This is a genomic window from Novosphingobium hassiacum, assembly GCF_014196055.1.
Taxonomy (GTDB): domain Bacteria; phylum Pseudomonadota; class Alphaproteobacteria; order Sphingomonadales; family Sphingomonadaceae; genus Novosphingobium; species Novosphingobium hassiacum.
Map to the genome: position 1 here is coordinate 118,526 of NZ_JACICY010000007.1, position 24,406 is coordinate 142,931.

Annotated in this window: 23 protein-coding genes; 15 read left to right on the top strand and 8 right to left on the bottom strand. The window is 63.6% G+C overall.

The window, feature by feature from the left end:
* The first annotated feature begins 118 nt into the window (after positions 1-118).
* The 4 genes from GGQ88_RS14585 to GGQ88_RS14600 are packed head-to-tail and all read left to right on the top strand — an operon-like array spanning position 119 to position 3,682.
* Positions 119-1,237 carry an MlaE family ABC transporter permease gene (locus tag GGQ88_RS14585; RefSeq protein WP_183614176.1) on the top strand — a complete coding sequence of 373 codons (1,119 nt, stop codon included), beginning with the start codon at positions 119-121 and terminating at the stop codon, positions 1,235-1,237.
* Positions 1,237-2,124 carry an ABC transporter ATP-binding protein gene (locus tag GGQ88_RS14590; protein WP_183614177.1) on the top strand — a complete coding sequence of 296 codons (888 nt, stop codon included), beginning with the start codon at positions 1,237-1,239 and terminating at the stop codon, positions 2,122-2,124. Before GGQ88_RS14585 ends, GGQ88_RS14590 begins: the two co-directional genes overlap by 1 nt.
* 9 nt (positions 2,125-2,133) lie before the next feature.
* Positions 2,134-3,093 (top strand): MlaD family protein, encoded by a 960-nt coding sequence (locus GGQ88_RS14595; RefSeq protein ID WP_183614178.1) that lies wholly within the window; start codon positions 2,134-2,136, stop codon positions 3,091-3,093.
* A 13-nt stretch (positions 3,094-3,106) separates the two neighbouring features.
* Complete coding sequence (locus GGQ88_RS14600) at positions 3,107-3,682, top strand: ABC-type transport auxiliary lipoprotein family protein (RefSeq protein ID WP_183614179.1); 576 nt, start codon at positions 3,107-3,109, stop codon at positions 3,680-3,682.
* A 144-nt stretch (positions 3,683-3,826) separates the two neighbouring features.
* Here GGQ88_RS14600 and GGQ88_RS14605 read toward each other — a convergent pair whose 3' ends face one another.
* The 6 genes from GGQ88_RS14605 to crcB are packed head-to-tail and all read right to left on the bottom strand — an operon-like array spanning position 3,827 to position 7,848.
* Positions 3,827-4,528, bottom strand: a complete 702-nt coding sequence (locus GGQ88_RS14605; protein ID WP_183614180.1) for an ATP12 family chaperone protein — start codon at positions 4,526-4,528, stop codon at positions 3,827-3,829.
* Positions 4,525-4,755, bottom strand: coding sequence for a hypothetical protein (locus GGQ88_RS14610; RefSeq protein WP_183614181.1), 231 nt, complete (start codon positions 4,753-4,755; stop codon positions 4,525-4,527). Before GGQ88_RS14610 ends, GGQ88_RS14605 begins: the two co-directional genes overlap by 4 nt.
* Positions 4,752-5,408 carry an HAD-IA family hydrolase gene (locus GGQ88_RS14615; RefSeq protein ID WP_183614182.1) on the bottom strand — a complete coding sequence of 219 codons (657 nt, stop codon included), beginning with the start codon at positions 5,406-5,408 and terminating at the stop codon, positions 4,752-4,754. Before GGQ88_RS14615 ends, GGQ88_RS14610 begins: the two co-directional genes overlap by 4 nt.
* Positions 5,405-6,007, bottom strand: a complete 603-nt coding sequence (locus GGQ88_RS14620; protein WP_183614183.1) for an FMN-binding negative transcriptional regulator — start codon at positions 6,005-6,007, stop codon at positions 5,405-5,407. The genes GGQ88_RS14615 and GGQ88_RS14620 overlap by 4 nt, the downstream gene beginning before the upstream one ends.
* 9 nt (positions 6,008-6,016) lie before the next feature.
* On the bottom strand, positions 6,017-7,453 hold the full coding sequence (locus GGQ88_RS14625; RefSeq protein WP_183614184.1) for an RluA family pseudouridine synthase: 1,437 nt from the start codon (positions 7,451-7,453) through the stop codon (positions 6,017-6,019).
* Positions 7,450-7,848 carry a fluoride efflux transporter CrcB gene (crcB, locus tag GGQ88_RS14630; protein ID WP_183614185.1) on the bottom strand — a complete coding sequence of 133 codons (399 nt, stop codon included), beginning with the start codon at positions 7,846-7,848 and terminating at the stop codon, positions 7,450-7,452. The genes GGQ88_RS14625 and crcB overlap by 4 nt, the downstream gene beginning before the upstream one ends.
* Before the next feature lie 184 nt (positions 7,849-8,032).
* On the opposite strand from crcB, the gene rpsU reads away from it, so the two are divergent.
* The 9 genes from rpsU to GGQ88_RS14675 all read left to right on the top strand — a co-directional run bounded on the left by rpsU (position 8,033) and on the right by GGQ88_RS14675 (position 16,278).
* Positions 8,033-8,239, top strand: a complete 207-nt coding sequence (rpsU, locus tag GGQ88_RS14635) for a 30S ribosomal protein S21 (RefSeq protein WP_144902223.1) — start codon at positions 8,033-8,035, stop codon at positions 8,237-8,239.
* 149 nt (positions 8,240-8,388) lie between these two features.
* Complete coding sequence (locus GGQ88_RS14640) at positions 8,389-8,982, top strand: FKBP-type peptidyl-prolyl cis-trans isomerase (RefSeq protein ID WP_183614186.1); 594 nt, start codon at positions 8,389-8,391, stop codon at positions 8,980-8,982.
* Positions 8,983-9,081: 99 nt separating this feature from the next.
* Entirely contained in the window at positions 9,082-9,384 is a 303-nt protein-coding gene (gene gatC / locus GGQ88_RS14645) for an Asp-tRNA(Asn)/Glu-tRNA(Gln) amidotransferase subunit GatC (protein ID WP_183614187.1), read from the top strand.
* A gap of 115 nt (positions 9,385-9,499) precedes the next feature.
* On the top strand, positions 9,500-10,984 hold the full coding sequence (gene gatA / locus GGQ88_RS14650) for an Asp-tRNA(Asn)/Glu-tRNA(Gln) amidotransferase subunit GatA (RefSeq protein WP_183614188.1): 1,485 nt from the start codon (positions 9,500-9,502) through the stop codon (positions 10,982-10,984).
* Positions 10,978-12,138 carry an acyltransferase family protein gene (locus GGQ88_RS14655; RefSeq protein WP_183614189.1) on the top strand — a complete coding sequence of 387 codons (1,161 nt, stop codon included), beginning with the start codon at positions 10,978-10,980 and terminating at the stop codon, positions 12,136-12,138. The genes gatA and GGQ88_RS14655 overlap by 7 nt, the downstream gene beginning before the upstream one ends.
* A gap of 57 nt (positions 12,139-12,195) precedes the next feature.
* Positions 12,196-13,689 carry an Asp-tRNA(Asn)/Glu-tRNA(Gln) amidotransferase subunit GatB gene (gene gatB / locus GGQ88_RS14660; RefSeq protein WP_183614190.1) on the top strand — a complete coding sequence of 498 codons (1,494 nt, stop codon included), beginning with the start codon at positions 12,196-12,198 and terminating at the stop codon, positions 13,687-13,689.
* Between the two features lie 90 nt (positions 13,690-13,779).
* On the top strand, positions 13,780-14,508 hold the full coding sequence (locus GGQ88_RS14665; protein WP_183614191.1) for a hypothetical protein: 729 nt from the start codon (positions 13,780-13,782) through the stop codon (positions 14,506-14,508).
* A gap of 143 nt (positions 14,509-14,651) precedes the next feature.
* Positions 14,652-15,683 (top strand): M48 family metallopeptidase, encoded by a 1,032-nt coding sequence (locus GGQ88_RS14670; RefSeq protein WP_183614192.1) that lies wholly within the window; start codon positions 14,652-14,654, stop codon positions 15,681-15,683.
* A gap of 1 nt (position 15,684) precedes the next feature.
* Positions 15,685-16,278, top strand: coding sequence for a DcrB/PsbP domain-containing protein (locus tag GGQ88_RS14675; protein ID WP_183614193.1), 594 nt, complete (start codon positions 15,685-15,687; stop codon positions 16,276-16,278).
* Between the two features lie 42 nt (positions 16,279-16,320).
* On the opposite strand, the gene GGQ88_RS14680 is transcribed toward GGQ88_RS14675, so the two are convergent.
* Together GGQ88_RS14680 and GGQ88_RS14685 are read right to left on the bottom strand one after the other, a co-directional pair.
* Positions 16,321-16,620, bottom strand: a complete 300-nt coding sequence (locus GGQ88_RS14680; protein ID WP_183614194.1) for a hypothetical protein — start codon at positions 16,618-16,620, stop codon at positions 16,321-16,323.
* 203 nt (positions 16,621-16,823) lie between these two features.
* Positions 16,824-19,679, bottom strand: coding sequence for a M16 family metallopeptidase (locus GGQ88_RS14685; protein ID WP_183614195.1), 2,856 nt, complete (start codon positions 19,677-19,679; stop codon positions 16,824-16,826).
* Positions 19,680-19,894: 215 nt separating this feature from the next.
* Here GGQ88_RS14685 and GGQ88_RS14690 point away from each other — a divergent pair, with 215 nt between their 5' ends.
* The gene (locus GGQ88_RS14690; RefSeq protein WP_183614196.1) at positions 19,895-21,514 is read left to right on the top strand and encodes a M28 family metallopeptidase; all 1,620 of its coding nucleotides are present in this window, start codon (positions 19,895-19,897) and stop codon (positions 21,512-21,514) included.
* A gap of 255 nt (positions 21,515-21,769) precedes the next feature.
* On the top strand, positions 21,770-24,349 hold the full coding sequence (gene clpB, locus GGQ88_RS14695) for an ATP-dependent chaperone ClpB (RefSeq protein WP_183614197.1): 2,580 nt from the start codon (positions 21,770-21,772) through the stop codon (positions 24,347-24,349).
* Positions 24,350-24,406 lie beyond the last annotated feature (57 nt).

The window sequence follows — 24,406 nt, forward strand, 5'->3', positions numbered from 1 at the left end:
GAAGTTCGCTGCAAGGGCGCAGGCATGAACGCAAGAGGAACCGGAAGCTGCGTTCCCGCGTTATGGCGCATGTGTTGCACTTGTCGCCTTGCCAGAATTCCCGCATGAAGCGGACAAGATGCGGGCACTAACCAGTTTTCAGCTTAATCCCGGGTCGGACGACCAAGGGGCGACACTCGTGTTCAGCGGGCCGATGACCGTGTCCTCGCTGGGGCTGGCCGACAAGGATTTGCGCAAGATCGACGGATCGATCGGCGAAATCAACGTCAGTGACGTAACCATGATGGATACGGTCGGCGCGTGGACCGTGTGGCGGCTGTCGCGCGATACCGGTGCGAAGATCATCGGCTGCAAGGATGAGCCGCAGAAGTTGATCGATGCGATCAGCAAGGCCGACTCCAACGCCCATTCGATCCGCGCCCCCCGCCTGCCGCTGCTGCAGCGCGTGCCCGAACATATCGGCACGGTCATGCTAAACCTCGGGCGTGGCTTCCTGCAGGTCGTCGGGTTCCTCGGGCAGGTGATCCTGTCGGCGGGTTCGCTGTTCCGCCATCCGGGGCGCTTCCGCCCGAAAGCGCTGATTCACCAGATGGAGTTGGTCGGGGTCAACTCGCTGGCGATCATCGGGTTGATGAGTTTTCTGGTCGGGATCGTCATCGCACAGCAGGGCGCGGTGCAGCTGCGCCAGTTCGGGGCGGAGATCTATACGGTCAACCTCGTCGGGCGGTTGACGCTGCGCGAACTGGGCGTGCTGATGACCGCGATCATGGTCGCGGGCCGGTCGGGCTCGGCCTTCGCGGCGCAGATCGGCACGATGAAGCTGACCGAAGAGGTCGACGCGATGCGCACCATCGGCGTCTCGCCGATGGAAGCGCTGGTGGTGCCGCGCATCCTGGCCACGATGATCATGATGCCGCTGTTGGGGTTCTACTCGGCGTTTCTGGGTATCGTCGGTGGCGCGTTCCTGTCGACGCTTACGCTGGGCATCCCGTTCTTCACGTTCCTGTCGCGCGTACAGGAAGTCGTGCCGCTGCACGACGTATGGGTGGGCATTACCAAGGCCCCGGTGTTCGGGCTGATCGTCGCGCTGGCGGGATGTTATCAGGGCATGCAGGTGAAGAACAATGCCGAGGAAGTCGGCGCACGCACGACCGCTGCGGTGGTCATGGCGATCTTCACCGTGATCGTGCTTGACGCGTTTTTCGCAGTGTTCTTTACCAACATCGGGTGGGGTTGATGACCGAGGTCGAAACCCCAGTGATCGCGCAAGAGCTGCCCGATCTGCCTGAGCCTTATGACGGCGAACATCCGATCCGCGTGCGGGCTTTGCGCAACGTGTTCGGCGATCATGTGATTCACGACGGGCTGGACCTTGAGGTCAACAAGGGCGAGATCATCGGTGTGGTCGGTGGGTCGGGCACCGGCAAGTCGGTGCTGATGCGCACGATCATCGGATTGCAGATCCCCGAGTCGGGCGAGGTCGAAGTGCTCGGGCAGTCGATCACCGACGCGCGCGACGATGCCGATATCGACATCCGCAGCCGCTGGGGCGTGCTGTTCCAGGGCGGGGCGCTGTTCTCGACGCTGACCGTGGCCGAGAATGTCGAAGTGCCGCTGCGCGAGTTCTATCCGGAAATCGAGGATGACCTGCGCCACGAAATCGCGCGCTACAAGGTGCTGCTTTCAGGCCTGCCGGCGGACGCGACGAGCAAATATCCATCCGAGCTTTCGGGCGGAATGAAAAAGCGCGCCGGTTTGGCGCGGGCGCTGTCGCTCGATCCCGAGCTGCTGTTTCTGGACGAACCGACGGCGGGCCTCGACCCGATTGGCGCGGCGGCGTTCGACCAACTGATCCTGCAATTGCAACAGACGCTGGGGCTGACCGTGTTCCTGATCACGCACGATCTGGATACGCTGTACGAGATCTGCGACCGGGTGGCGGTGATTGCCGACAAGAAGGTCATCGCGGTGGGGACGATCCCGGAACTGCTGGCGACCGACCATCCGTGGATCCAGGAATACTTCAACGGGCCGCGTGGCCGGGCAGCGCAAGACGCGCAGGCACGGCATGATGGCGTGCGCGATACGCGCAAATCAGATGCGCTCTTGCAGGGCGAGGAATAAGGACAGGCCATGGAAACGCGGGCAAACCACATCTGGGTGGGTCTGGTCACTCTGGCGCTGCTGTTGGGCACGGCGTTCCTGACCATCTGGATCGCGCGCCTCAATCAGGGCAAGCTCAACGAATACGACATCTTCTTCAAGCAGTCGGTCGATGGCTTGGCGAAGGGTTCAGAAGTCGCGTTTTCAGGCGTACCTTCGGGGCAGGTCAAGGCAATCGAACTGTGGGAGCGCGATCCCGAATTCGTCCGGGTGCGCATCGCGGTCGATGACAAGCTGCCGATCCTGCAGGGGACCACGGCCAGCCTGCAGGGCAGTTTCACCGGCGTATCTACGATCCAGCTTTCGGGTGCGGTCAAGGGTGCTCCGGCGATCGAGTGCCCCAGTCAAAACAAGCGTGCGGCCTGCCCGGAGGGCGTACCGGTGATCCCGACCAAACGGTCTGGCCTCGGCGAAATCCTGTCCAACGCGCCGCTGTTGCTCGAACGACTGGCGACGCTGACCGAGCGCCTGACGATGGTGCTGTCGGACAAGAACCAGAAGTCGATCGAGAACATCCTGGCCAATACCGACAAGCTGAGCGGGAATCTGGCCGATGCCTCGCCCGATGTGAAGCGCACGATGGCCGAATTGCAGGCAACGCTGCGGCAGGCGAACTACTCGCTGGCGAGCTTTGAGAAGCTGACCAATTCGGCGGACTCGATGCTCAACGACGAGGGCAATGGCCTGGCCAAGCAGATGCGCCAGACGCTGAAATCGGCGCAGGGTGCAGCCGATGCGCTGCAGGCGACGCTGGGCGATGCGCGGCCAGCGGCACAGCAGCTGAACGAGCGCACGCTGCCCGCTGCCGAGGCGATGATCCGCGACCTGCAGGCGACCAGCCGGTCGCTGCGTGAAGTGACCGACCGCATCAACGACCAGGGCGTGCGTGGCCTGGTGGGTGGCCCCAAGCTGCCCGACTACAAGAACTGAGGAGGCGAGACACATGAACGCCAAATTCCTGATCTCGCTTTCGCTCACCGCTGCTCTGGCGGGCTGCGTGAGTTTTGGTCCCAAGACGCCCGACACGCTGCTGTCTTTGCGGCCGACAAACGCTCCGGCGGCGGGAACAAGCGCCAGCGGGACGCTAGCGAGCGCGCTTGTGGTGCTCGAGCCGTCGGCCGAAGCGCGCATCGCGGTGACGCGAGTGCCGGTGCAGATCGACGATTCGAACCTGGCTTACCTGAAGAAGACGCTGTGGGTGGAACGGCCCTCGCGGCTGTTTCAGCGCCTGCTCGCCGAGACGATCCGGGCCAAGGGCAACCGGCTGGTGATCGAGGCCAATCCCGGCGGAACGGGTACGCAGCTTTCGGGGCGTTTGCTCGACATGGGCTACGACGCGCGTACGCGCATGGCGGTGGTGCGATTCGACGCGGTCAAGGCTGGCACGGACGGCCGGATCGATACGCGGCGGTTCGAGAGCATGGTGCCGGTGGCTGAGGCTGAGGCGCAGTATGTCGGGCCTGCTTTGAACGAGGCCGCGAATTCGGTTGCGCAGGCTGTCGCGGAGTGGGTCGGGTAAGTCGCCAGTCTGCCGGCGCTGAAGTCGTAAACCCACCCCCAGCCCCTCCCTTGAGGGAGGGGAGCGAGACTTGCTGAGCCGCAGGCGACGTTAGTCGCAGCCGGGAGGGTGTGCAGCGCGTGCGCTTGCGATCTGAGTGATGAATTAGTGTTCGTTCTGCGCCAGGCTCGCAAACCTTGCGGCGGCGGCGAAGGCTTTGGCGCGTAGGGCGCGCAGTTCGACGGCTTCCCAGTCCTTGCCCCAGAGTTCAGCCTGCCAGTCCTCCTCGAGGTTGGCCGCGTCCCATAGCGCGTCGATATCTGCCGCGGGATCAAGTGCTGCGAGGCCGATTACCAACGAGGCGGCGAGGCCTGCGGTATTGCGCAGAGCGGCCAGCGTAAAGGGATCGAGTCGTTCGAGTTCGACCTTGAGCCGCGCCATCGTGGCATCGGGCTGGGGCTTGTGGATCACGCCCGCAATGCGCACGAACTTGATCCCATAGCGCGTTTCGGCGGCGGTGAGCAGCGGCTCCCACATCATGCGCTGACGGGCGGCAAAGGCCTCGTCCGGCTCGGCGCGGTAGCACAGCGTATCGGTGGCGGCGTAGGGGAGCAGACTGGCGACGGCGGCTGCGCGGTCGGGCGTGACCACGTCGGTCGCGTAGTCGGCCATGTCGCGGAACAGGAAGCGGGCGGGGGCGATTTCGTCGCCTTGCTCCGCCCATTCTGCGGCCATCTCTTCGGCGAGCGCGCGGGTGGGGACCAGTTGTGGGCGACTACTGACGGTCTTGATCGGGCGGCCATCGAGCCGGATGCCATAGCCGCCGTCAGCTTCGGCAACCGTCACGTCCTTGTAGAACCGCTTCATGGCGTGGGGGACTTCCAGCGGCGCGCGAGCAGCCTGGGGAGCGCGAAAAACGCGATCATCCCGGCGAGCGCAAGGATGTAGCCGGTCCATGTTGGCAGGGCGCTGAGCCAAGCGGGCGCGCGACCGGCCTGCACCAGCACGCCGAGCAGAACCGCCACTGCTCCGCCGAGCCGCACGATCTGCAGGATGAAAAAGCGGGCCGCGGCAGGATCGCGTGTCGTGGTCATTCGATGCCTCGCAGCAGTTCGCGCAAGTGGGGAACGCTGGTGGCGATGGCGGTTGCGCCTGCTTCGACCAGTTCGGGCACGTCGTGATAGCCCCAGTCGACGCCCAGGCCGGTGACGCCCGCGTTGCAGGCCATGGCGATGTCGTAGACGGTATCGCCGATCATCGCGGTGCGCGCGCGATCGGCCCCGGCATCGGCGATGCACTGTTCGATCATTGAAGGATCGGGCTTGGACGGGTGGCGGTCGGCGGTCTGGAGCGAGACGAAGTGCTTCGTCAGCCCATGGGTGGCAAGGCAATGTGCGAGGCCGCGATCGGATTTGCCGGTTGCGACGGCGAGCTGCCAGCCGTCCTTCGACAAGTCCTCGATCAGTTCGGCAATGCCGTCATAAAGCGGTTCGGCTACGGCTCCGGCGGTCCGCCGCGCGCGGAAGGCGTCCTTGTAGAGCTGGGTGAGGTCGGCGTGGAGTTGGTGCTCACCCTCGGGATGCAGCTGGCGCATCGCTTCGTGCAGCGACAGGCCGACGACGCGGCGGGTGGCGTGGCGCTCGGGCGGGACGAGTCCTGCGACGGAAAACGCAGCGTCCATCGCCGCACAAATATCGGCTTGGCTATCGACCAGCGTGCCGTCGCAATCGAAGATAGCCAGCTTCATGGGACCAGCCTGCGCATGAGTTCGGCGATGGCGGGGGAGCCTTCGGCTTCAAGCCCGGTGGCAACGCGCGCGCGTTCGTCAGCGCTCTTGTTCTGCGAGAGCTTGAAGGTCGGGCGCCAGGCCTGAATTTCCATTTCGAACCCCACGATTGCGGCCATCATCTTGCGCAAGGCGTCGGGGGGCATCTTATCCATCGTCCAGGGAATGCCTTCGATAACGCGCGCTTCATTGATGGTCGAGATGCCTTCGAGTTGCGCCAGAAGCCCATCCTGATAGAGACGCCGGACGCGTCCTTCGAGTTCGAGCGCGACGTAGTTCCATGTCGGAACCTGCGCGCTGTCAGCGTACCAGCGCGGCGAGACGTAGCCGTCCGGGCCATTGACCACTGCCAGTGCGGTCATGCCGTCGAGGTGCCGCGCAAGCGCGTTGCCGCGCGCGAGATGGAACTGCACCGCGCCATCGCCCGTCGACAGCAGCGGCACATGCGCCACGCGGGGCCCATCGGGCGTGGTGGCAAAGACCGTCGCGAACCCGACTTGCGCGATCAACGCTTCGTGAAGATCGCGGTCATCGAGACGGAAGGCGGCGTTGGGATGCATCCGCGCCGTTTACCGTGGTTTGTCCCGGGGTGGAGCCTTGGGCCGGGCGGGGCCGGACTTGGGTCCAGTCGAGCGGGGCGCAGCCGAGCGCGGCGCCGACTTGGGCGCTGCAGACCGAGGAGCAGCCGAACGTGCCGGGGCCTTGTCGGTGCCAGCGGGAGCCCGAGGCGCTGCAGACTTGCGTGCTGGAGCCTTGCCGTCGGGCTTGGCCGACGTTCTGCCCGCCGACTTAGGCGCCCCGCGGGAGTCCGCTTTTGCCGGTCCCTTTGCAAGGAGCGCCCCTGCCGCTGCGCGCTTGCCTGTGGGCTTGCGGCCGCCGCCGCCAGCTGCAACCGAGGTCCCATCGGCGCGCTTGCGCCGTTCGCCACGGCGTTCCTTGCGGTATTCCTTCGAATGCGCCTTGGCCGCGCGCTTCTGCATGGTCTTTTCGGGGATCGGCTTGATCGGGTCGATCGCCAGATCGCCGTCTTCCTCGTGGAAGCCCAACTGCGCCATGCTGGCCGCGAAGTGTTCGGGCAGGGGGGCGCTGACGTCAATCAGATCGCCTTCGGGATGTTCGATCCGCAGGCGGCGCGCGTGAAGGTGCATCTTGCGGCTGATGCTGCCGGTGAGGAATGCGCCCTGTCCGCCATACTTGCCATCGCCCACGATCGGATGGCCGATGGCTGCCATGTGTACGCGCAACTGGTGGGTGCGGCCGGTCAGCGGTTGCAGTTCGACCCACGCAGTCGAATTGCCCGCGCGTCCGATCACGCGATAGCGGGTGCGGGCCGACTGGCCCTCGCCGCTTTCATCGACCATCATCTTTTCGCCGCCGGTGCCCGGCTGCTTCGAGATGGGCAGTTCGATCATGCCGTCCTTGATCTCGGGAATGCCGACGATCAGCGCCCAGTAGATCTTGCGGGCGGTGCGGCCCGAGAAGCGCTTTGAAAAGAACGCGGCGCTATTGGCCGAACGCGCGACGAGCAGGACGCCCGAGGTGTCCTTGTCGAGACGGTGGACCAGACGCGGGCGGGCGTCGGTTTCGCCGACGAAGGCATCGAGCAACCCGTCGACGTGCTCGAACGTGCCCGTGCCGCCTTGCGTGGCAAGCCCGGGAGGCTTGTTGAGAATGATCGCGGCGCGGTCCTTTTCGAGGACCATCGATTCGGCGAGTTCGATCTGCGCGTCGGTCAGCGGCTTGCGAACGCGCTGGCCCTTTATGCCGGGGATAAGTGCGCCACCCGGCGGTACGCGCAGGACCTGGCCCTTGAGCAGGCGGGTATCGACATCGGCGCGCTTGCCATCGACGCGGATTTGTCCGGTGCGTGCCCAGCGCGATACCGTGGCAAAGCCGACGTCGGGCAGGTGCCGCTTGAACCAGCGGTCCAGACGCACGTCGTTATCGTCATGCTGGACGGTGAACTGGCGAACGTGATCTTCGCCCGTCTTCTTGGGAGCCTTCATGCCACGGCCCTCGCGATGGCGATGCCTGCGAACAGGCCTACGATCCCGGCGACGACCGATCCTGCGGCGTAAAGCGCTGCGGGGCCGATCAGGCCGCGTTCGATCAGCAGGGCCGACTCGAGGCTGAAGGCCGAGAATGTGGTGAAGCCGCCGAGCACGCCGACGCCGATCAGCAGGCGCCAGGCCTCGTTCGCGTCATGGCGCGCGAGCCATCCGGCCAGAACGCCCATCAGCAGGCTGCCGACGACGTTGATCGAGAAGGTGCCCCATGGGAACACGTTATTGGGACCGGCGATCGTGCCGATCAGGCGTCCGCTATGGTAACGCAGCACCGCCCCGCTTGCGCCGCCGAGGGCGACCAGCGTAGAGGCCTGCAATGTCGAAGGTGGGTTCATGCCGCGCCCTTAGACCGTCGGTGTGCGAATTGCACGACTTTGCTTGCCTTTACCGCTCGATTTGGGTAGTGGCCCGCCGGTCCGAGCCGATCCCGTTGGATTCGGCCCGTTTAGTGTTTCTACGAATCAAGGTGCATCCCGCAGGCACAGCGGGCTCTCGCCAAGACTTGAGGTATAGCGGTTTATGCAGATTCTCGTTCGCGATAACAACGTCGACCAGGCCCTTCGTGCGCTCAAGAAGAAGCTGCAGCGCGAAGGCGTTTATCGCGAAATGAAGCTGCGCCGCCACTTCGAAAAGCCGTCGGAAAAGCGCGCCCGTGAAAAGGCTGCCGCTGTCCGTCGTGCCCGCAAGCTCGAGCGCAAGCGCCAGGAGCGTGACGGCGGGAAGTAAGGTCGGACGGGGCGGAAACGCCCCATCTGGCACTTGCCGTTTGAGCCCGCTTGGGCCAAGAGGGCGCCGCACACCGGCGCCCTTTTTCGTGTCCGGGACTCTATCGAATCCGGCGCGCCTCGCTCGAGTCGCGTTTCCAGGGGGAAGTCATGTCGGAAATCACCCGCGTTCCGCTCCAGCCCGTCGCCAAGGGCTCGATCACCAAGATCTGGCTGGGCGTCATTCTTGCCCTGCTCGTCGGTTCGGGCGTTGCTTATGCCACGCGCTACAAGGGCGTCGTGGTTGAAACGCTGACGGCAGGTTCCGGCGCATCGCCGACCAAGACCGACGTGGCGCTGATCAACTATGTCGGGCGGCTTGCCAGCGGCAAGGAATTCGATCGCGGTGAGCGCGCCGTGCTGCCGCTCGAGACCGTTATTCCCGGCTTCTCCGAAGGCCTTGGCAAGATGCAGAAGGGCGGCAAGTACGTCCTGAACATCCCGGCCGAAAAGGGCTATGGCGCGGAGGAAAAGCGCAACCCGCAGACCGGCGAAGTCGTGATTCCGGCCAACAGCGACCTCGTGTTCGAGATTGAGCTGATCGACTACAAGAGCGCCGCCGAACTGGAACAGCAGCGCGCGCTGATGCAGCAGATGCAGCAGATGCAGGGCGGCGCCGGTGGAGCGCCGGGTGGCGCGGCTCCGGGTGGGCAGCCGATGCCTATGCCTGTGCCAATGCCGCCACAGGGCGCACCGCAACCTTGATCGCCGGGCAGGGCCTCCAGGGGTCCTGCCTTGGCTTGAAGCACGCCGCGCGCTCTGGTAGCGCGCGGCGTTCCTTTTATCTCCGCGAAAGTCTCTGACATGTCCGTAGATACCGCCACCGTGGCGAAGATCGCCTCGCTGTCGCGCATCAAGATGACCGATGCCGAGGTCGCGGCGATGGTGCCCGAATTGAACGGCATCCTCGCCTGGGTCGAGCAACTGTCCGAAGTCGACGTGACCGGAATCGAGCCGATGACGGCAGTCATTCCGAACACGCAGCGCCTGCGCGAAGACGTGGTCAATGCCGATCCGCTGACCGGTGGCAACATGCGCGACGCGGTGCTGGCCAACGCGCCAGCGGCTGAACATGGCTTCTTTGGCGTGCCCAAGGTGATCGAGTGATGGGTTTAGCGCGCATCCTTCGACAGGCTCAGGATGAGCGGGCTATGAAGATCATACAATTTCCGCTCATGCTGAGCTTGTCGAAGCACGCGTGCAGCGGGTCGAGGAAAAGACCATGACCGACCTGACCGATCTCGGCATTGCCGCCATCCGCAAGGGCGTTGCGGATGGTGAATTCAGTGCGACCGAAGTGGCGACTGCGTTCAACGCCGCCGTGGCAGAGGCGCAGGGCGCGCTGAACGCGTTTATCGTGACGACTCCGGAAAAGGCGCTGGACGCTGCAGCCAAGGTCGATGCCGACCGCGCTGCGGGCAAGCCACTGGGAAAGATGGCCGGCGTCCCGATCGGCATGAAGGACTTGTTCGCCACGCACGGCGTGCAGACGACCGCTGCCTCGAAGATCCTTGAAGGTTTCAAGCCGCAGTACGAATCGACCGTTTCCGCCAAGCTGTGGGACGCGGGCGCGGGCATGCTCGGCAAGCTCAACCTCGATCAGTTCGCGATGGGTTCGTCGAACGAGACCAGCGCATTCGGCAATGTGATTTCGCCGTGGCGCAGGCCGAACGACACCGCGCCGCTGGCTCCCGGTGGATCGTCGGGCGGCTCGTCCACGGCGGTGGCCGCGCGCATTGCGCCCGCTGCGACCGGCACCGACACTGGCGGCTCGATCCGCCAGCCTGCCGCATTCACCGGCATTGCGGGCATCAAGCCAACATACGGCCGCTGTTCGCGCTGGGGTGTGGTCGCGTTCGCCTCGTCGCTCGATCAGGCAGGCCCGATGGCGCGCGATGTGACCGATTGCGCGATCATGCTCGAAGTGATGGCCGGGTTCGACCCCAAGGATTCGACCAGCCTCGACATGCCCGTGCCGGCATGGAGCGCAAACCTTTCGGGCGACATGAAGGGCAAGAAGGTCGGCATCCCGCGCGAATACCGCCTCGACGGGATGGACCCGGACGTCGCGAAATCGTGGGACGACGGCATCGCGTGGCTGAAGGATGCGGGCGCCGAGATCGTCGAGATCAGCCTGCCGCATACCAAGTATGCGCTGCCCGCGTATTATATCATCGCGCCCGCCGAAGCCTCGTCCAACCTCGCGCGCTATGACGGCGTGCGCTATGGCCTGCGCGACCTGCCCGATGGCGCAGGGCTGCAGGACATGTACGCCGCCACCCGCGCGGCTGGCTTCGGCCCGGAAGTGAAGCGCCGCATCATGATCGGCACGTACGTCCTGTCGGCAGGCTTCTACGACGCCTACTACACGCAGGCACAGAAGGTCCGCGCGCTGATCGCCCGCGATTTCACGCGCGCGTTCGAACAGGTCGACGTGATCCTTGCGCCCACCGCGCCGTCATCGGCCTTCGCACTGGGTGAAAAGAGCGCCGATCCGCTGGAGATGTACCTGAACGACGTGTTCTCGGTGCCCGCCAGCCTCGCCGGGCTGCCCGCGATGTCGGTCCCCGCAGGACTCGACCGCAGCGGTTTGCCGCTCGGCCTGCAGGTCATCGGCAAGGCGTTCGACGAACAGGGCGTGCTCAACGCAGGTCTTGCGCTCGAAGCGCGCGCGGGGTTCACGGCCCGACCGGAGAAGTGGTGGTAAGAACCCATCAGGACGGGATCGGCGCGGGCTTCGGCCATCGCTTTCCTGTTCTGGATGCATGGCGAGGTATCGCGGCTGTCGGTGTGGTGTTCCACCATATTCCTGCGCAGGCCGGCCTGTCCGCCACGGCTTGGGACGATCACTTCGGGCGGCTGGTCGATCTGTTCTTCGTGATTTCGGGTTTCGTCATCGCGTCGGCCTATGGTCGCAAACTCGGCGATGGGTACTCGTTTCGCCGCTTCTTCTGGTTGCGGTGGGGACGCGTGTGGCCGCTGCATGCCGCGATGCTGGGCCTTTTTCTTGTTGCGATGATCGTGCTGGGCCTTGTGCGACCGGATCTGCGAACCGACGGCATTCTGGCCGGGCGGCAGAGGCTGGTGGACCTGCCTGCCGCGCTGCTGCTGCTCAACGGCTTCGTGCCGAGCGTCGGCATGCCATGGAACCTGCCGAGCTGGTCTGTTTCCATCGAAATGGCGCTCTACGGGCTTGCGGCTCTGGCATGGCGCTTTTGCGGAAGATATGCGGGATGGACAGGCGTTGGCGCGGCGACCGGCGCACTTGTGGCTCTGGAGATGGTGCCTGCCGACCTTGGTTCAGCTTATGACCTGATGCGCGGGATTGCCGGATTTGGTCTTGGAATGACCCTGCATTGGCTGATCGGTGATCGGGTGACGAACGTCAGGTTGCCATGGGCCATGGCCACGTTAGCCGAACTTGGCGCGCTTGCCCTGTTTGCGCAGGTTCTGTGGGGCGGTGGCGACATCGTGGCCTTCGACCTGGCAGCGGTGGCACTGGTTGGCATTTTTGCGGTCGGCAGCGGCGGTGTTTCGCAAATTCTGCTTGCCCGTCCCTTCCAGCAACTCGGTCAATTGTCCTATGCGCTCTACATGGTCCACGTGTTCGTCATCGGGAGGATGTTCGATCTGCTGGGGATGGCGCAGGACAGCCTGGGCCTGACCATCGCCGACACGCATCTCGGCGGGGCCGATGCGCTCGTCGGGCCGGACTGGCAGGCGAATGCCGCGAACGTCGTGATGATCGGCATCTGCCTGCTGGCAGCCTGGCCCGCCGCCGTGCTTGTCGAGCGACCGGCGCGCGCGTGGTCGCGCCATCGCGCTGCGCGGATCGGCCCCGCCGTTACTCCGGCCCACTGACCAATTTACGCAAGTCGCCTCTTTCCAAGCACCACCTCACACCTTATCGGGCAGACCATGAGCACATATCGTATCCAGGGCGACACCGGCGAGTGGGAGGTCGTGATCGGCCTTGAGGTCCATGCGCAGATCACCACCAACGCCAAGCTGTTTTCGGGCGCGGCGACCGCGTTCGGGGCAGAGCCTAACACGCAGGTCAGCCTCGTCGATGCGGCGATGCCGGGAATGTTGCCTGTGCCCAATGGCGAGTGCATCCGGCAGGCGGTGCGCACGGGCCTTGCGATCAATGCGCAGATCAACAAGTGGTCGCGCTTCGACCGGAAGAACTACTTCTACGCCGATCTGCCGCAGGGCTACCAGATCAGCCAGCTCTACCACCCAATCGTGGGCGAGGGCGCGATCGAGATCCAGCTGGACGACAAGAACCCGGATTCGGTGAAGACCATCGGGGTCGAGCGCATCCATGTGGAGCAGGACGCGGGCAAGCTGATGCACGATCAGCATCCGACGATGTCCTATGTCGATCTCAACCGCTCGGGCGTGGCGCTGATGGAAATCGTCAGCCGTCCGGACATGGGCTCACCGGCAGAGGCGGGCGCGTACCTTTCGAAGCTGCGCACGATCCTGCGCTATGTCGGATCGTGCGACGGTAACATGGATCAGGGCTCGATGCGGGCCGACGTAAACGTCTCGGTGCGCAAGCCGGGCGAAGACCTCGGCACGCGGACCGAGACCAAGAACGTCAATTCGGTGCGTTTCGTGATGGCCGTGGTCGAGCAGGAGGCCAAGCGCCAGGTCGCGCTGATCGAGGACGGCGGCAAGGTCGTTCAGGAAACGCGGCTCTACGATCCCGACCGCAACGAAACGCGTTCGATGCGGTCGAAGGAAGACGCGCACGATTATCGCTACTTCCCCGATCCAGACCTGCTGCCGCTGGTGCTGGACGATGCCTATATCGAGGAATGCCGCGCGAGCCTTCCCGAACTGCCCGATGCCAAGCGTCAGCGCTATGAGACCGCGCTTGGCCTATCGGCCTACAACGCTGCGGTGCTGACGGCCGATGTCGAGACGGCGCGCTGGTTCGAAGTGCTGCTGGCCGAGACTGCGACGAAGGCGAACAAGCCAGAGGCCGAAGTTGCCAAGCAGGCCGCCAACTGGCTGATTTCGGAACTGTTCGGCGCGCTGAACAAGCTGGGCAAGAATCTTGAGACGTCGCCGGTGACGCCGGCTGCTGGTGGCGAACTGCTGGCGCTGATCGCGGATGGCACGATCTCGGGTTCGATCGCCAAGCAGGTGCTCGAAAAGATGCTCGAAACCGGAGACGGCGCGGGCGTGATCGTCGAACGCGAGGGTTTGAAGCAGACATCCGATACAGGCGCAATCGAAGCCGCCATCGACGGCATCCTTGCCGCGAATGCCGACAAGGTCGAGCAGTTCCGGGCGGGCAAGGAAGCGCTGTTCGGGTTCTTCGTCGGCCAGACGATGAAGGCCATGCAGGGCAAGGCCAATCCGGGCGTGGTGAACGAACTGTTGCGCAAGAAGCTGGGGTGATTCGGCACGGTGCCGCTGAAATCGAGACAATTTGCGTTGATAAGGTAAAGCGTTTGATCCACCATTCGTCCAGAATGGGGATGGGGCCTTATGAGACGTCTGGTTGTTGTGACGGCGCTTGTCGCGCTGTTGTTTGGCACGCCTGCATTTGCACAGGAAAAGAGCGCCGTTCGGCCTGATTTTGCACAATCGAGCCTAGCCGGGCAGAAAATTCTCATCGTCAGGCCCGCGGTCTGGGTGGGTGAGCAGTCGACCGGCGGCATGGCAGAACCGAACGCCGACTGGACGGCGCAATCCCGGGTGCTGCTGGCCGAAGAACTAGGCAGGCGACAGAAGAGCTTCCGCGTCGAAGTCGTCAGCGAGACAGATGCGTTGGCACGCGACGCTGCTTTGCTGGCAGACTATGGTGCTCTGTTTGAATCCGTTGCCGGGGCGGTCGTCGAGTATCAGTTTTTTAAAGGGAACCGCCTCCCTACGCGCAAGAACCATCCGTTCGAATGGACGCTTGGGCCAAGCGGAAAGGTCCTAGCCGAACGGACGGGCGCTAAGTACGCGCTGTTCATCAACGTCAAGGATGAATTCGGCTCGTTCGGGAGGAAGATGTTCCAGGTACTGGCCGCAGGGCTTGTCGGGGTCGGCGTACAGTCTGGAGTCCATCGAGGATATGCCGGACTGGTTGATCTGGAAACGGGCAACCTGCTTTGGCTGAACGCCGATAATGCCATGGGCGGCGATGTCCGAGTGGCCGAGGGCATGCAGAAACGGGTTGATCAACTACTCGAAGGTTTTCCGGGGTTAGTGGATCAGCCACGGCTGTGAAGCGCGCGCCACGGTTATTTGTGTTAGCCGGTTGCTTGGCGTCGGTCTTTATCTCGCCGGCACGAGCTGGGAATGTCGTATTCGCCCGACCACCCTACGTAGGCGCGTATCAGCCGCAAGGCGTAGACGAACGCGGCCTATGGATGGAAATCGACGAGTACGAGCGCTCGTTGCAGCACTCGGCGAGAGTGCTGCGCGAGGCGTCGCTCGACGCTTTTCTGCGTAAGGTGATGTGCGACACGGTCGGCAGTGAACGGTGCGGATCGGTACGAATCTATGTCGTTAAAGACAGCTCCATGAATGCAGGCATGTTTCCGAACGGGATGATGCTGGTGAATACTGGCCTGCTCGCGCGGCTGCATTCGGAAGCGGAATTGGCTGCAATCTTTGGTCATGAGTTCGCGCATTTTGAGAAGCGGCATTCCCTAAACAAGTTTCTCGAGCGGCGCAGATCGAACGATTGGGCAAGCTGGATCGCGCTGGCGGGTGCAGCTGCAGCGGTAAATACAAACGATACGATCCGTGACCTGCGTATCGGGTTGATCGCCTTTACGCGGCTTCAGGAGACAGAAGCAGACATACTCGCCGGTGGTCTCGTGGTCGGATCGCATTATCGGTTGCGCGCGTCGTATGTGTGGCTCCGTGTGATCGAGGAAGAGGATGCATTGCGGGCAGAGCGAGGTTTGCGCAAAATTCGTAGACTTGTTCCAGCGTTGTCAGACGACCACCCGACAAATGAACAGAGGTTCCTCTATTTTGCCAAGCAGGAGAGCGAGGTGGGGGATTGGGGCGAGGATGGGACCGAGGGGTATCGCGCCGCGACCAGCGTCGTTCTTCCCATCCTGTTCGACGCTTTGATCAAGGGCAACGACTTTGCCGTTGCGGACTACGTCATCCGCTCGCGCGGCGAGGCGCTAGGTTGGGATGCACCTCTGCTGGCTTTGCGCGGCGATTTGTACCGGTTGCACGGAAGTCCCCGCGATTTGGCGTCCGCTCAGGATTTTTATCAGCAGGCGATCGCCAAGCCTGAAGCGCCGTCATCGGCTTGGCGAGGATTGGGATTGGCCCAACTAAAGCTTGGCAATCCTGCCGGGCGCGACACTTTGGCGGATTTTCTGAAGCGTGACCCTGCCGCCCCCGACGCCAACATGCTCAAGATGCTGCTGGAGAATTGAAATGAAGAGATTCTACGCACTTGCGCTCACTCTGGCGTTGGGCATGAGTGTCATTCCCACGGCGGCGCAAGCTGGCTGGAAACTCATTCCCGCTGACGCTTCGGTAAAGATTGGCACGATGGCGGTGACGCCGGGCACGGACTGGAATCAGGCAAGCGCACGTCCGGGTAAGCAAGGCGTGACATGGACGCACGACGGCTTTGCCCTGAATCGATTTGATCTGTTCGCAGCCGTTCCGGGCGGCGCGACTGTCTATGCTGACAAGGACAAGAAGCGAAATCCGATGCCACGTTTCGAGAGCACGATGATGCTTCTCGAACTGGGGGACTTGTTCGAGCGCGTGTTCCGGGCGAAGGAACAGGCCGTCGAATTCACCAGGGATTCCGAAGAGCCTGCCAAATTGAGCGGGCATTCGGCAATGCAGATGCGGTACCGCTACATTACGCCGGACAGCCCCCTTCACCGCCAAGGGGTTGTGCGCATGGCCGTGGTCGAGGGTCGGCTGTACATCCTTAACTTCACCGGTCCATCGCTGCATTACTTCGACGACGGTGTGTCCGAGGCAATTGCCATCATGGACAGCGCAAAGTTCTGACGATTTTGGTGGAGTGACGCAGCACCCCACCAGCCGGTGCGATCAAACCCGCGTCCCCTCCATAGGGAAGCTGCCGAACATGCCCGCTGTCACGGTGCCGGTCAGCGTGTCGCCTTCGATCGTGGCCTTGCAGTCGAGCGTCATCGGCATCGGCACGGTCATCTTCATCTGCCAGGTGATGGTGTTGCCATCGACCTTGCCGTTTTCCACGTCGATCGGGCCGGTCATGCCGGTATTGACGCCGGTGAAGCTGTCGCCGGTCGGTTCGTTGACCGTCAGGGTGCTGGTCTGATCGCCCATGGGGGTGTGGGTTACGCAAGTATAGGTGCCTGCAACTGACATGGCGACTCTCCGCTCGGGTGTTGTTGGGTTAGTCTACCTACAGATGTGTCAATAGCAAGACGGCGTGTGGGAGGAAGCAGGAAGTCACCACCCCCCGGCCCCCTCCTCTGAAGAGGAGGGGGAGAAGGATCAAGAGTCCCCCTCTGAAGAGGAGGGGGAGAAGGATCGAGCGTCCCCCCCTCTGAAGAGGAGGGGGAAGGGAGCTACTTGGCTTCGGCGACTTCCTCGATGGGCAGGCCGAGCTGGGCGAGTTGGGGCTTTACCTTGGCGGCATCGCCAACCACGACCCAGACCATGCTGTCGCTCGAGATCTTTGCACGGAAGTCCTTGTCGGCCTGGGCCGGGGTCATCTTCTCGTAGCGGGCGGCCAGCGTCTCGTAATAGTTGTCGGGGCGCTTGTAGGTGACGATCTTGGCGAGACCCTCGAGCACCGCGCCGCTGGTCTCGAACATGCCGGGAAGCTCGCGTGCGCTGCCCTTGGTCGACCAGTCGAGTTCAGCAGCGCTGACTCCCTTTGTGCCGACGAAGGCGTCGATTTGCTTGCGGATCTCGGCGATCGCAGCGCCGGTCTGGTCGGTCTGGACAGGCGCGATGATCTGGAACTTGACCCGGTCGAGCGGCGCAGTGACGCCGTTGAAGGTGCCGTAGCTCCAGCCCTTGTCCTCGCGCAGGTTCATGTTGATCCGGCCGAGGAAATTGCCGCCGAGGATGTCGTTGGCGGTGTTCAGCGTCACCAGATCGTCGGTGCCCTTGGCGTCGATGACCTTGCCCGCCTGGATGAACGACTGCGGCGAGCCGGGGCGGTCGACGAGAATCACGCGCGCTTTCTGCGCCGGGATCGCGACCGAGAAGTCCTTGGTCGGTCGCGCCATGCGGTTGGACTTCCAGCTGCCGAACGAGCCGTCGAGCATCTTGACGACCTGATCGAGCGTGGTGTCGCCGACGACGAAGATCTGCGCGGTGTCCGGGCGGAACCAGCGCGCGTGGAACGCGGCGAGATCGGCGCGGGACAGCGTCTTGACCACCGCCGGATCGCCGGTGCCACTGGGGGGAAAGGCATAAGGGTGTTGCGTGCCGTAGAGCGTCGGATTGAGCACGCGCGCTGCCAATGACTGGGGGTTCTTCATCTCAGCAGCGATGCCAGCCAGTTGCTGGGTGCGGACGCGCTCCAGTTCGGTGGGGTCGAGCGCGGGGTGCAGCACGACGTCCGACAACAGTCCCAGCGAGGGGGCAAGGTTGGAAGACAGCGCATCGAGCTGGAACGAGGTGGTGTCGGTGTTGGCTGACAGACTGATGACCGCGCCGAGGCGTTCGCGTTCGCGTGCAAGGGCCGAACTGTCGAGCTTTTCGGTGCCTTCGTTCATCAGGCTAAGCAGCAGCGACTGCGTGCCCAGAGCCGACTTCGGATCGGCGGCATAGCCCGCATCGAAGCTGACGCGGACGGCGACGGTAGGCACGGCGGCGCGGCGTGCGAAGAACACCGGGATGCCGTTCTTGAGCGTGGCGCGTTCGATCGAGGGGAAATCGAGCGGGGCCAGTTCACCCACGGCGGGCAGCTTCGAACGGTCAGCCTTGGCGACGCTGGAGGCAGGCGCGCCCTTGGCCTGCATGTCCGGATCGCGGAAGTAGGCCGGGCGGTTGCCGGTCGCTTCGTTGGTGTAGAAGCCACCACGGCCCTCGCCGCCTTCGACGCGTGCGCCGGGTTCGACGGTCAGGGCAAAGGCGGGGCGGGTAAGCCACTTCTGCATTGCCGCCGCAACTTCACCCGGCTTCATCGCGGCGATACGGGCGAGCTCCTTGCGGTAATGCTCGGGATCACCGTTGTAGAGCAGCCCTTCGGCCAGTGTCGGCGCCTTGCCGCTGCCGCTGCCGGTGCGTTCGAGGCCACGGATTTCTCCAGCGGTCGCGCTGGTCGCAGCGCGGAGCATCTCGTCGGCGCTGGGGCCTTCTTTCACGAACTGCGCAATAGCGGCATCGAGCGCGGCGGCGACCTTGGCCGGGTCCTGCCCCGGGGTGACGTCGGCCTTGACGACGAATTGAGCTGCCTGCGCAAAGATTTCCGCGTCGGCGGACACCGCGACGGCGACCTTCTGCTGGCGCACCAGCGCATCGTCCAGACGTGACGAGGCGAGGCCGCCGAGAACCGATGCCGCAAGGTCGAGAGGCAGGTAGTCGGGATTGTCGAGGCCGGGAACCGCCCACATGCGGTAGATACGCGTGGTGGCGACCTGGTCCTTGATCGTCTTGGCAAGCGGGGCGGGCAGGGTCGGCACGGGAGCGCTGACCGGCTTTACCGACGGGCCTGAAGGGATATCGCCGAACCATTTGGTGACCTTGGCCTTGGCGGTTGCAAGGTCGATATCGCCCGAGAGTGCGAGGATCGCGTTGTTGGGGCCGTAGTGATCCTTGAACCAGCCCTTCACGTCATCGAGGCTGGCAGAATCGAGGTCCGCCATCGAGCCGATGGTCGAGTGATGGTAGGGGTGGCCCGAGGGGTAGAGGTTTTCGAGCTGCTCGTATTCGACCATGCCGAACGGGTTGTTGTCACCTTGGCGCTTCTCGTTCTGGACGACCTTGCGCTGGTTATCGAGTACTGCTTGCGTTACCGCGCCGAGCAGGTGCCCCATGCGGTCGCTCTCCATCATCAGCGTCATGTCGAGCGCGGCGGTGGGGACGGTTTCGAAGTAGTTGGTGCGATCGAACCAGGTCGTGCCGTTAAGATCGGTCGCGCCGACCTGCTGGAGCGGCTGGAAGAAATCGCCCGGCACGTTCTCGGTGCCGTTGAACATCAGGTGTTCGAACAGGTGCGCGAAGCCGGTCTTGCCCTTGGGTTCGTTTTTCGAGCCAACCCCGTACCAGACGGACAGGGCGACGACCGGCGCCTTGCGGTCGGTGTTGACCAACACGGTCAGGCCATTGTCGAGCTTGAAGCTTTCGTAAGGGATCGTGACCTTCGACACGAGGTCGGCAAGCGGGGCGGGCTTTGCTTCCTGGGCGATGACGTGCGTTGGTGCGGCGATGGCAATGGCGAGCAGGCTGGCGGAGATGAAACGCTGCATGATGTTCCCGAATTTGGTCGTGACTCCAAGGGGCGCCACGCGATGAAGGCAGTTGTTCCAGAACATTTCCGGCCTGAACAGAGCCGGAATAGGTTGCTCCAGATTTAGTTTGTGAAGAAACTTCTTTGTGCGCATTCTCGCGTGCGCGCAAGCGGACCGACCGAAACCGGAAGGGGCCGCTTGGACCCGTTTCGACCAACGACAAAGAGAGACCGATGAACGTCAAGCCAGCCCTTCTTGCCGCCCTGCTCGTTACTGTGGCGACGCCTGTCTACGCGCAGGAACCGACTTTCGATCCCGACGCCGTGCGGGCGCATGTCACCTTTCTGGCCGACGACCTGCTGGAAGGCCGCGATACCGGTTCGCGCGGGTACGACATCGCGGCCAACTATGTAGCCTCCCAGTTCACGATGATGGGGCTCAAGCCCGCCGCACCCGATGGCACATTCTTCCAGAAGCTTACCGTTCGCGAGGCGCGGTTGGATGGTGCGCCAAAGCTGACGCTGACCTTTGGCGGCAAGGACACGGTGCTGTCCGACACTGCGCAGGTGCTGGTGCGGCCGAGCCTTGGCGACAAGGCGGTCACGCTCGATGCGCCGATGGTGTTTGCAGGCTTCGGCTTCGATCGGCCCGATCTTGGCTTCGACGATTACAGGGGGTTGGACGTCAAGGGCAAGATCGTTGTCGTGCTGACCGGCTTTCCCAAGGGCATGCCGAGCGAGCTTGGCGCGCATCTCAATTCGGACAAGGCCGTGATGGCGATGAAGCGTGGCGCGGTTGCCGTGATCTCGGTGCCGACCAACGAGGACACCGCGCGACGTCCTTGGGACAAGCGCGTTGCGATTTCCGATGGTCCCTCCAAGGGATGGGTCGGGAGCGACGGCAAGGCTTTCAGCCGCGCACCGGGCATCAAGGCTTCGATCACACTCAATCCCGATGCCGCCACGCCGCTGTTTGCTGCGGCTAAAAAGCCCTTGGCCAAGATTCTGGCAGAGGCCGACAAGAAGGGCGGGCGGCCCAAGGGCTTTGCGCTGCCGGGCAAGGCGAGCCTGACGCTGGCGAGCACGTGGAAGGACGTGATCAGCGAGAACGTGGTCGCGATGCTGCCGGGTAGCGATCCGAAGCTGGCTGGTGAATTCGTCGGTATGACGGCACACCTCGATCACATCGGAATTCACGGCAAGGGCGAGGACACGCTCCACAACGGCGCGATGGACAACGCTTCGGGCGTGGCGACGATGATCGAAGTGGCCAAGGCGGTGGCGAAAGACCGTCCACGCCGTTCGGTGCTTTTTGCGGCGCTGACGGGAGAGGAAGGCGGGTTGATCGGATCGGACTACCTCGCGCGCCATCCCGTTGCGAAAAGCGATCTGGTGGCGGTCGTCAACTTCGACATGCCGGTGCTGACGTACATGTTCTCGGACGTGGTGGCGTTCGGCGCGGAGAATTCGACGATGGGGCCGATCGTGGCCGAAGCGGCGAAGAAAGCGGGCATCAAGCTTTCGCCCGACCCGATGCCCGAGGAAGGGCTGTTCACGCGTTCGGATCACTACCGCTTCGTCCAGCAGGGCGTGCCTGCCGTGTTCATGATGACCGGGTTTGCAGGGCCGGGTGAAAAGGCGTTCCGCGACTTCCTCAAAACCCATTACCACCAGCCGAGCGACGACCTGAAGCTGCCGTTCAACTGGGATGCGGGGGCGCTGTTTGCCAAGGTGAATTACTTCACGGTGCTGGGCCTCGCGAACGGGGACGAGCGGCCGAAGTGGTACGCGAACAGCTTTTTCGGCAAGGAATTCGCGCCGGGTGCGGCCAAGGCGGATGCTCCGGCGAAGTAAGCACTTTGCTGTTTCACGCAGAGCCGCAGAGAAGAAGGGAGACGCGGAGGAAGAAATCCAAGCTGGCCTATGGCTCAGCCACGACCAATTCCTCTTCTCCGCGTCTCCCTTTCTCTCGGCGTCCCTGCGTGAAACCCTTCTTGCGTTCGATCAACACAACGCCCCGTATCGAGTGCTATCGCACTTTCGTCGGCGTGGCCCTTGTGTTGCGCAAAAGCCACACCATGTTCTGCGCAACAGGAGGACACTCAAGTTATGAACCTCGAGAAATTCACCGACCGCGCCAAGGGCTTTCTGCAAGCCGCCCAGACTGTAGCCATCCGCATGAGCCATCAGCGGATCACGTCCGAGCATATCCTCAAGGCACTGCTTGAGGATAGCGAAGGCATGGCGAGCGGATTGATCCAGCGTGCGGGCGGTAATCCCGCCGTCGCGCAGGCCGAAGTCGACAAGGCGCTGGGCAAGCTGGCTGCGGTTTCGGGCTCGGGCGCGCAGCAGACGCCGGGGCTCGACAACGACGCCGTGCGCGTGCTCGATTCGGCCGAGCAGATCGCGACCAAGTCGGGCGACAGCTTCGTCACGGTTGAGCGCATGCTCGTGGCCCTGGCGCTCGCCAGCACGACGGCTGCCGGGCAGGCGCTGAAGGCCGCGAATGTCACGCCGCAGGCGCTCGAAGCTGCGATCACTGCGCTGCGCGGTGGCCGCAGCGCCGACAGCGCGAGCGCCGAGAACGCCTATGACGCGATGAAGAAGTATGCGCGTGATCTGACGCAGGCTGCGCGTGACGGCAAGCTCGATCCGGTGATCGGCCGTGATGAAGAAATCCGTCGGACCGTGCAGATCCTGGCGCGCCGGACCAAGAACAACCCCGCGCTGATCGGCGAACCCGGCGTCGGCAAGACCGCGATTGCCGAGGGGCTGGCGCTGCGTATCGCCAATGGCGACGTGCCCGACAGCCTCAAGGACCGCCGTCTGATGGCGCTCGACATGGGCAGCCTGATCGCGGGCGCGAAGTATCGCGGCGAGTTCGAGGAACGGCTCAAGGCGGTGCTCGACGAGGTCAAGGGTGCCGAGGGCGAGATCATCCTGTTCATCGACGAGATGCACACGCTGATCGGCGCGGGTGCTTCCGAAGGGTCGATGGACGCCTCGAACCTGCTCAAGCCCGCGCTGGCGCGGGGCGAACTGCATTGCATCGGTGCGACGACGCTGGATGAATACCAGAAGTACGTCGAGAAGGACCCCGCGTTGCAGCGGCGGTTCCAGCCGGTGTTCGTGGGTGAGCCCACCGTGGAGGACACGATTTCGATCCTGCGCGGGATCAAGGACAAGTACGAACTGCACCATGGCGTGCGCATCGCCGATGGCGCGATCGTGGCGGCGGCGACCCTGTCGCACCGCTACATCGCCGATCGCTTCCTGCCCGACAAGGCGATCGACCTGATGGACGAGGCTGCCAGCCGCATCCGCATGGAAGTGGAAAGCAAGCCGGAGGAAATCGAGAAGCTCGACCGCAAGATCATCCAGCTCAAGATCGAGGAAATGGCGCTCGCCAAGGAGAGCGATGTCGCGTCGAAGGACCGGCTGGCGACCTTGCGCGAGGAACTGGCCAACCTTGAGCAGCAGTCGTCCGAACTGACGACGCGCTGGCAGAACGAGCGCGACAAGATCGCCGCCGAAGGCAAGATCAAGGAAGCGTTGGACGCGGCGCGGATCGAACTTGAGCAGGCGCAGCGCAATGGCGATCTCGCCAAGGCGGGCGAGCTTGCCTATGGGCGCATCCCCGATCTGGAGCGGCAGCAAGCCGAGGCGCAGGGCGTGACCCAGAATGCGATGCTGCGCGAGGAAGTGACCGCAGAGGACATCGCGGCGGTCGTCAGCAAGTGGACCGGCATTCCGGTCGACCGGATGATGGAAGGCGAGCGCGAGAAGCTGCTCAAGATGGAGCACGTGATCGGCGAGCGCGTGATCGGCCAGAAGGACGCGGTGCTGGCAGTATCGAAGGCCGTGCGCCGGGCGCGGGCAGGTTTGCAGGACCCGAACCGTCCGCTGGGCAGTTTCCTGTTCCTGGGGCCCACGGGCGTCGGCAAGACCGAACTGACCAAGGCACTGGCTGGTTTCCTGTTCGACGACGACAGCGCGATGGTGCGTATCGACATGTCCGAGTTCATGGAAAAGCATTCCGTGAGCCGGTTGATCGGCGCGCCTCCGGGCTATGTTGGTTATGACGAAGGTGGCGTTCTCACCGAAGCGGTTCGCAGACGACCGTATCAGGTCGTGCTGTTCGATGAGGTCGAAAAGGCACATGCCGATGTGTTCAACGTGCTGTTGCAGGTTCTCGACGACGGTCGCCTGACCGACGGACAGGGGCGGCAGGTCGATTTCACCAACACGCTGATCATCCTGACCAGCAACCTTGGCAGTCAGTACCTCGCCAATCTGGAAGAAGGGCAGGACGTGCAGGCGGTCGAGCCGCAGGTGATGGACATCGTGCGCGGCCACTTCCGCCCGGAATTCCTGAACCGGTTGGACGAGATCATCCTGTTCCACAGGCTTGGCCAGGAGCACATGGCTCCGATCGTGGAAATCCAGGTCGGACGTGTTCAGAAGCTGCTCAAGGACCGCAAGATCGTCCTCGACCTGACCGATGCGGCCAAACGCTGGTTGGGCCGCGTCGGCTACGATCCGGTCTACGGTGCAAGGCCGTTGAAGCGGGCGGTGCAGCGGCATCTGCAGGACCCGCTTGCCGAAAAGCTGCTCGGTGGCGAAATCCCCGACGGCAGTACCGTGCGGATCGACGAAGGCGACGGCGCGCTGACATTCAGCGTCGCCTGATAAAAATGGGGCGGTCCTGCGAAGGACCGCCCCAGTCTTGCTGACCGGCAGGGGTAG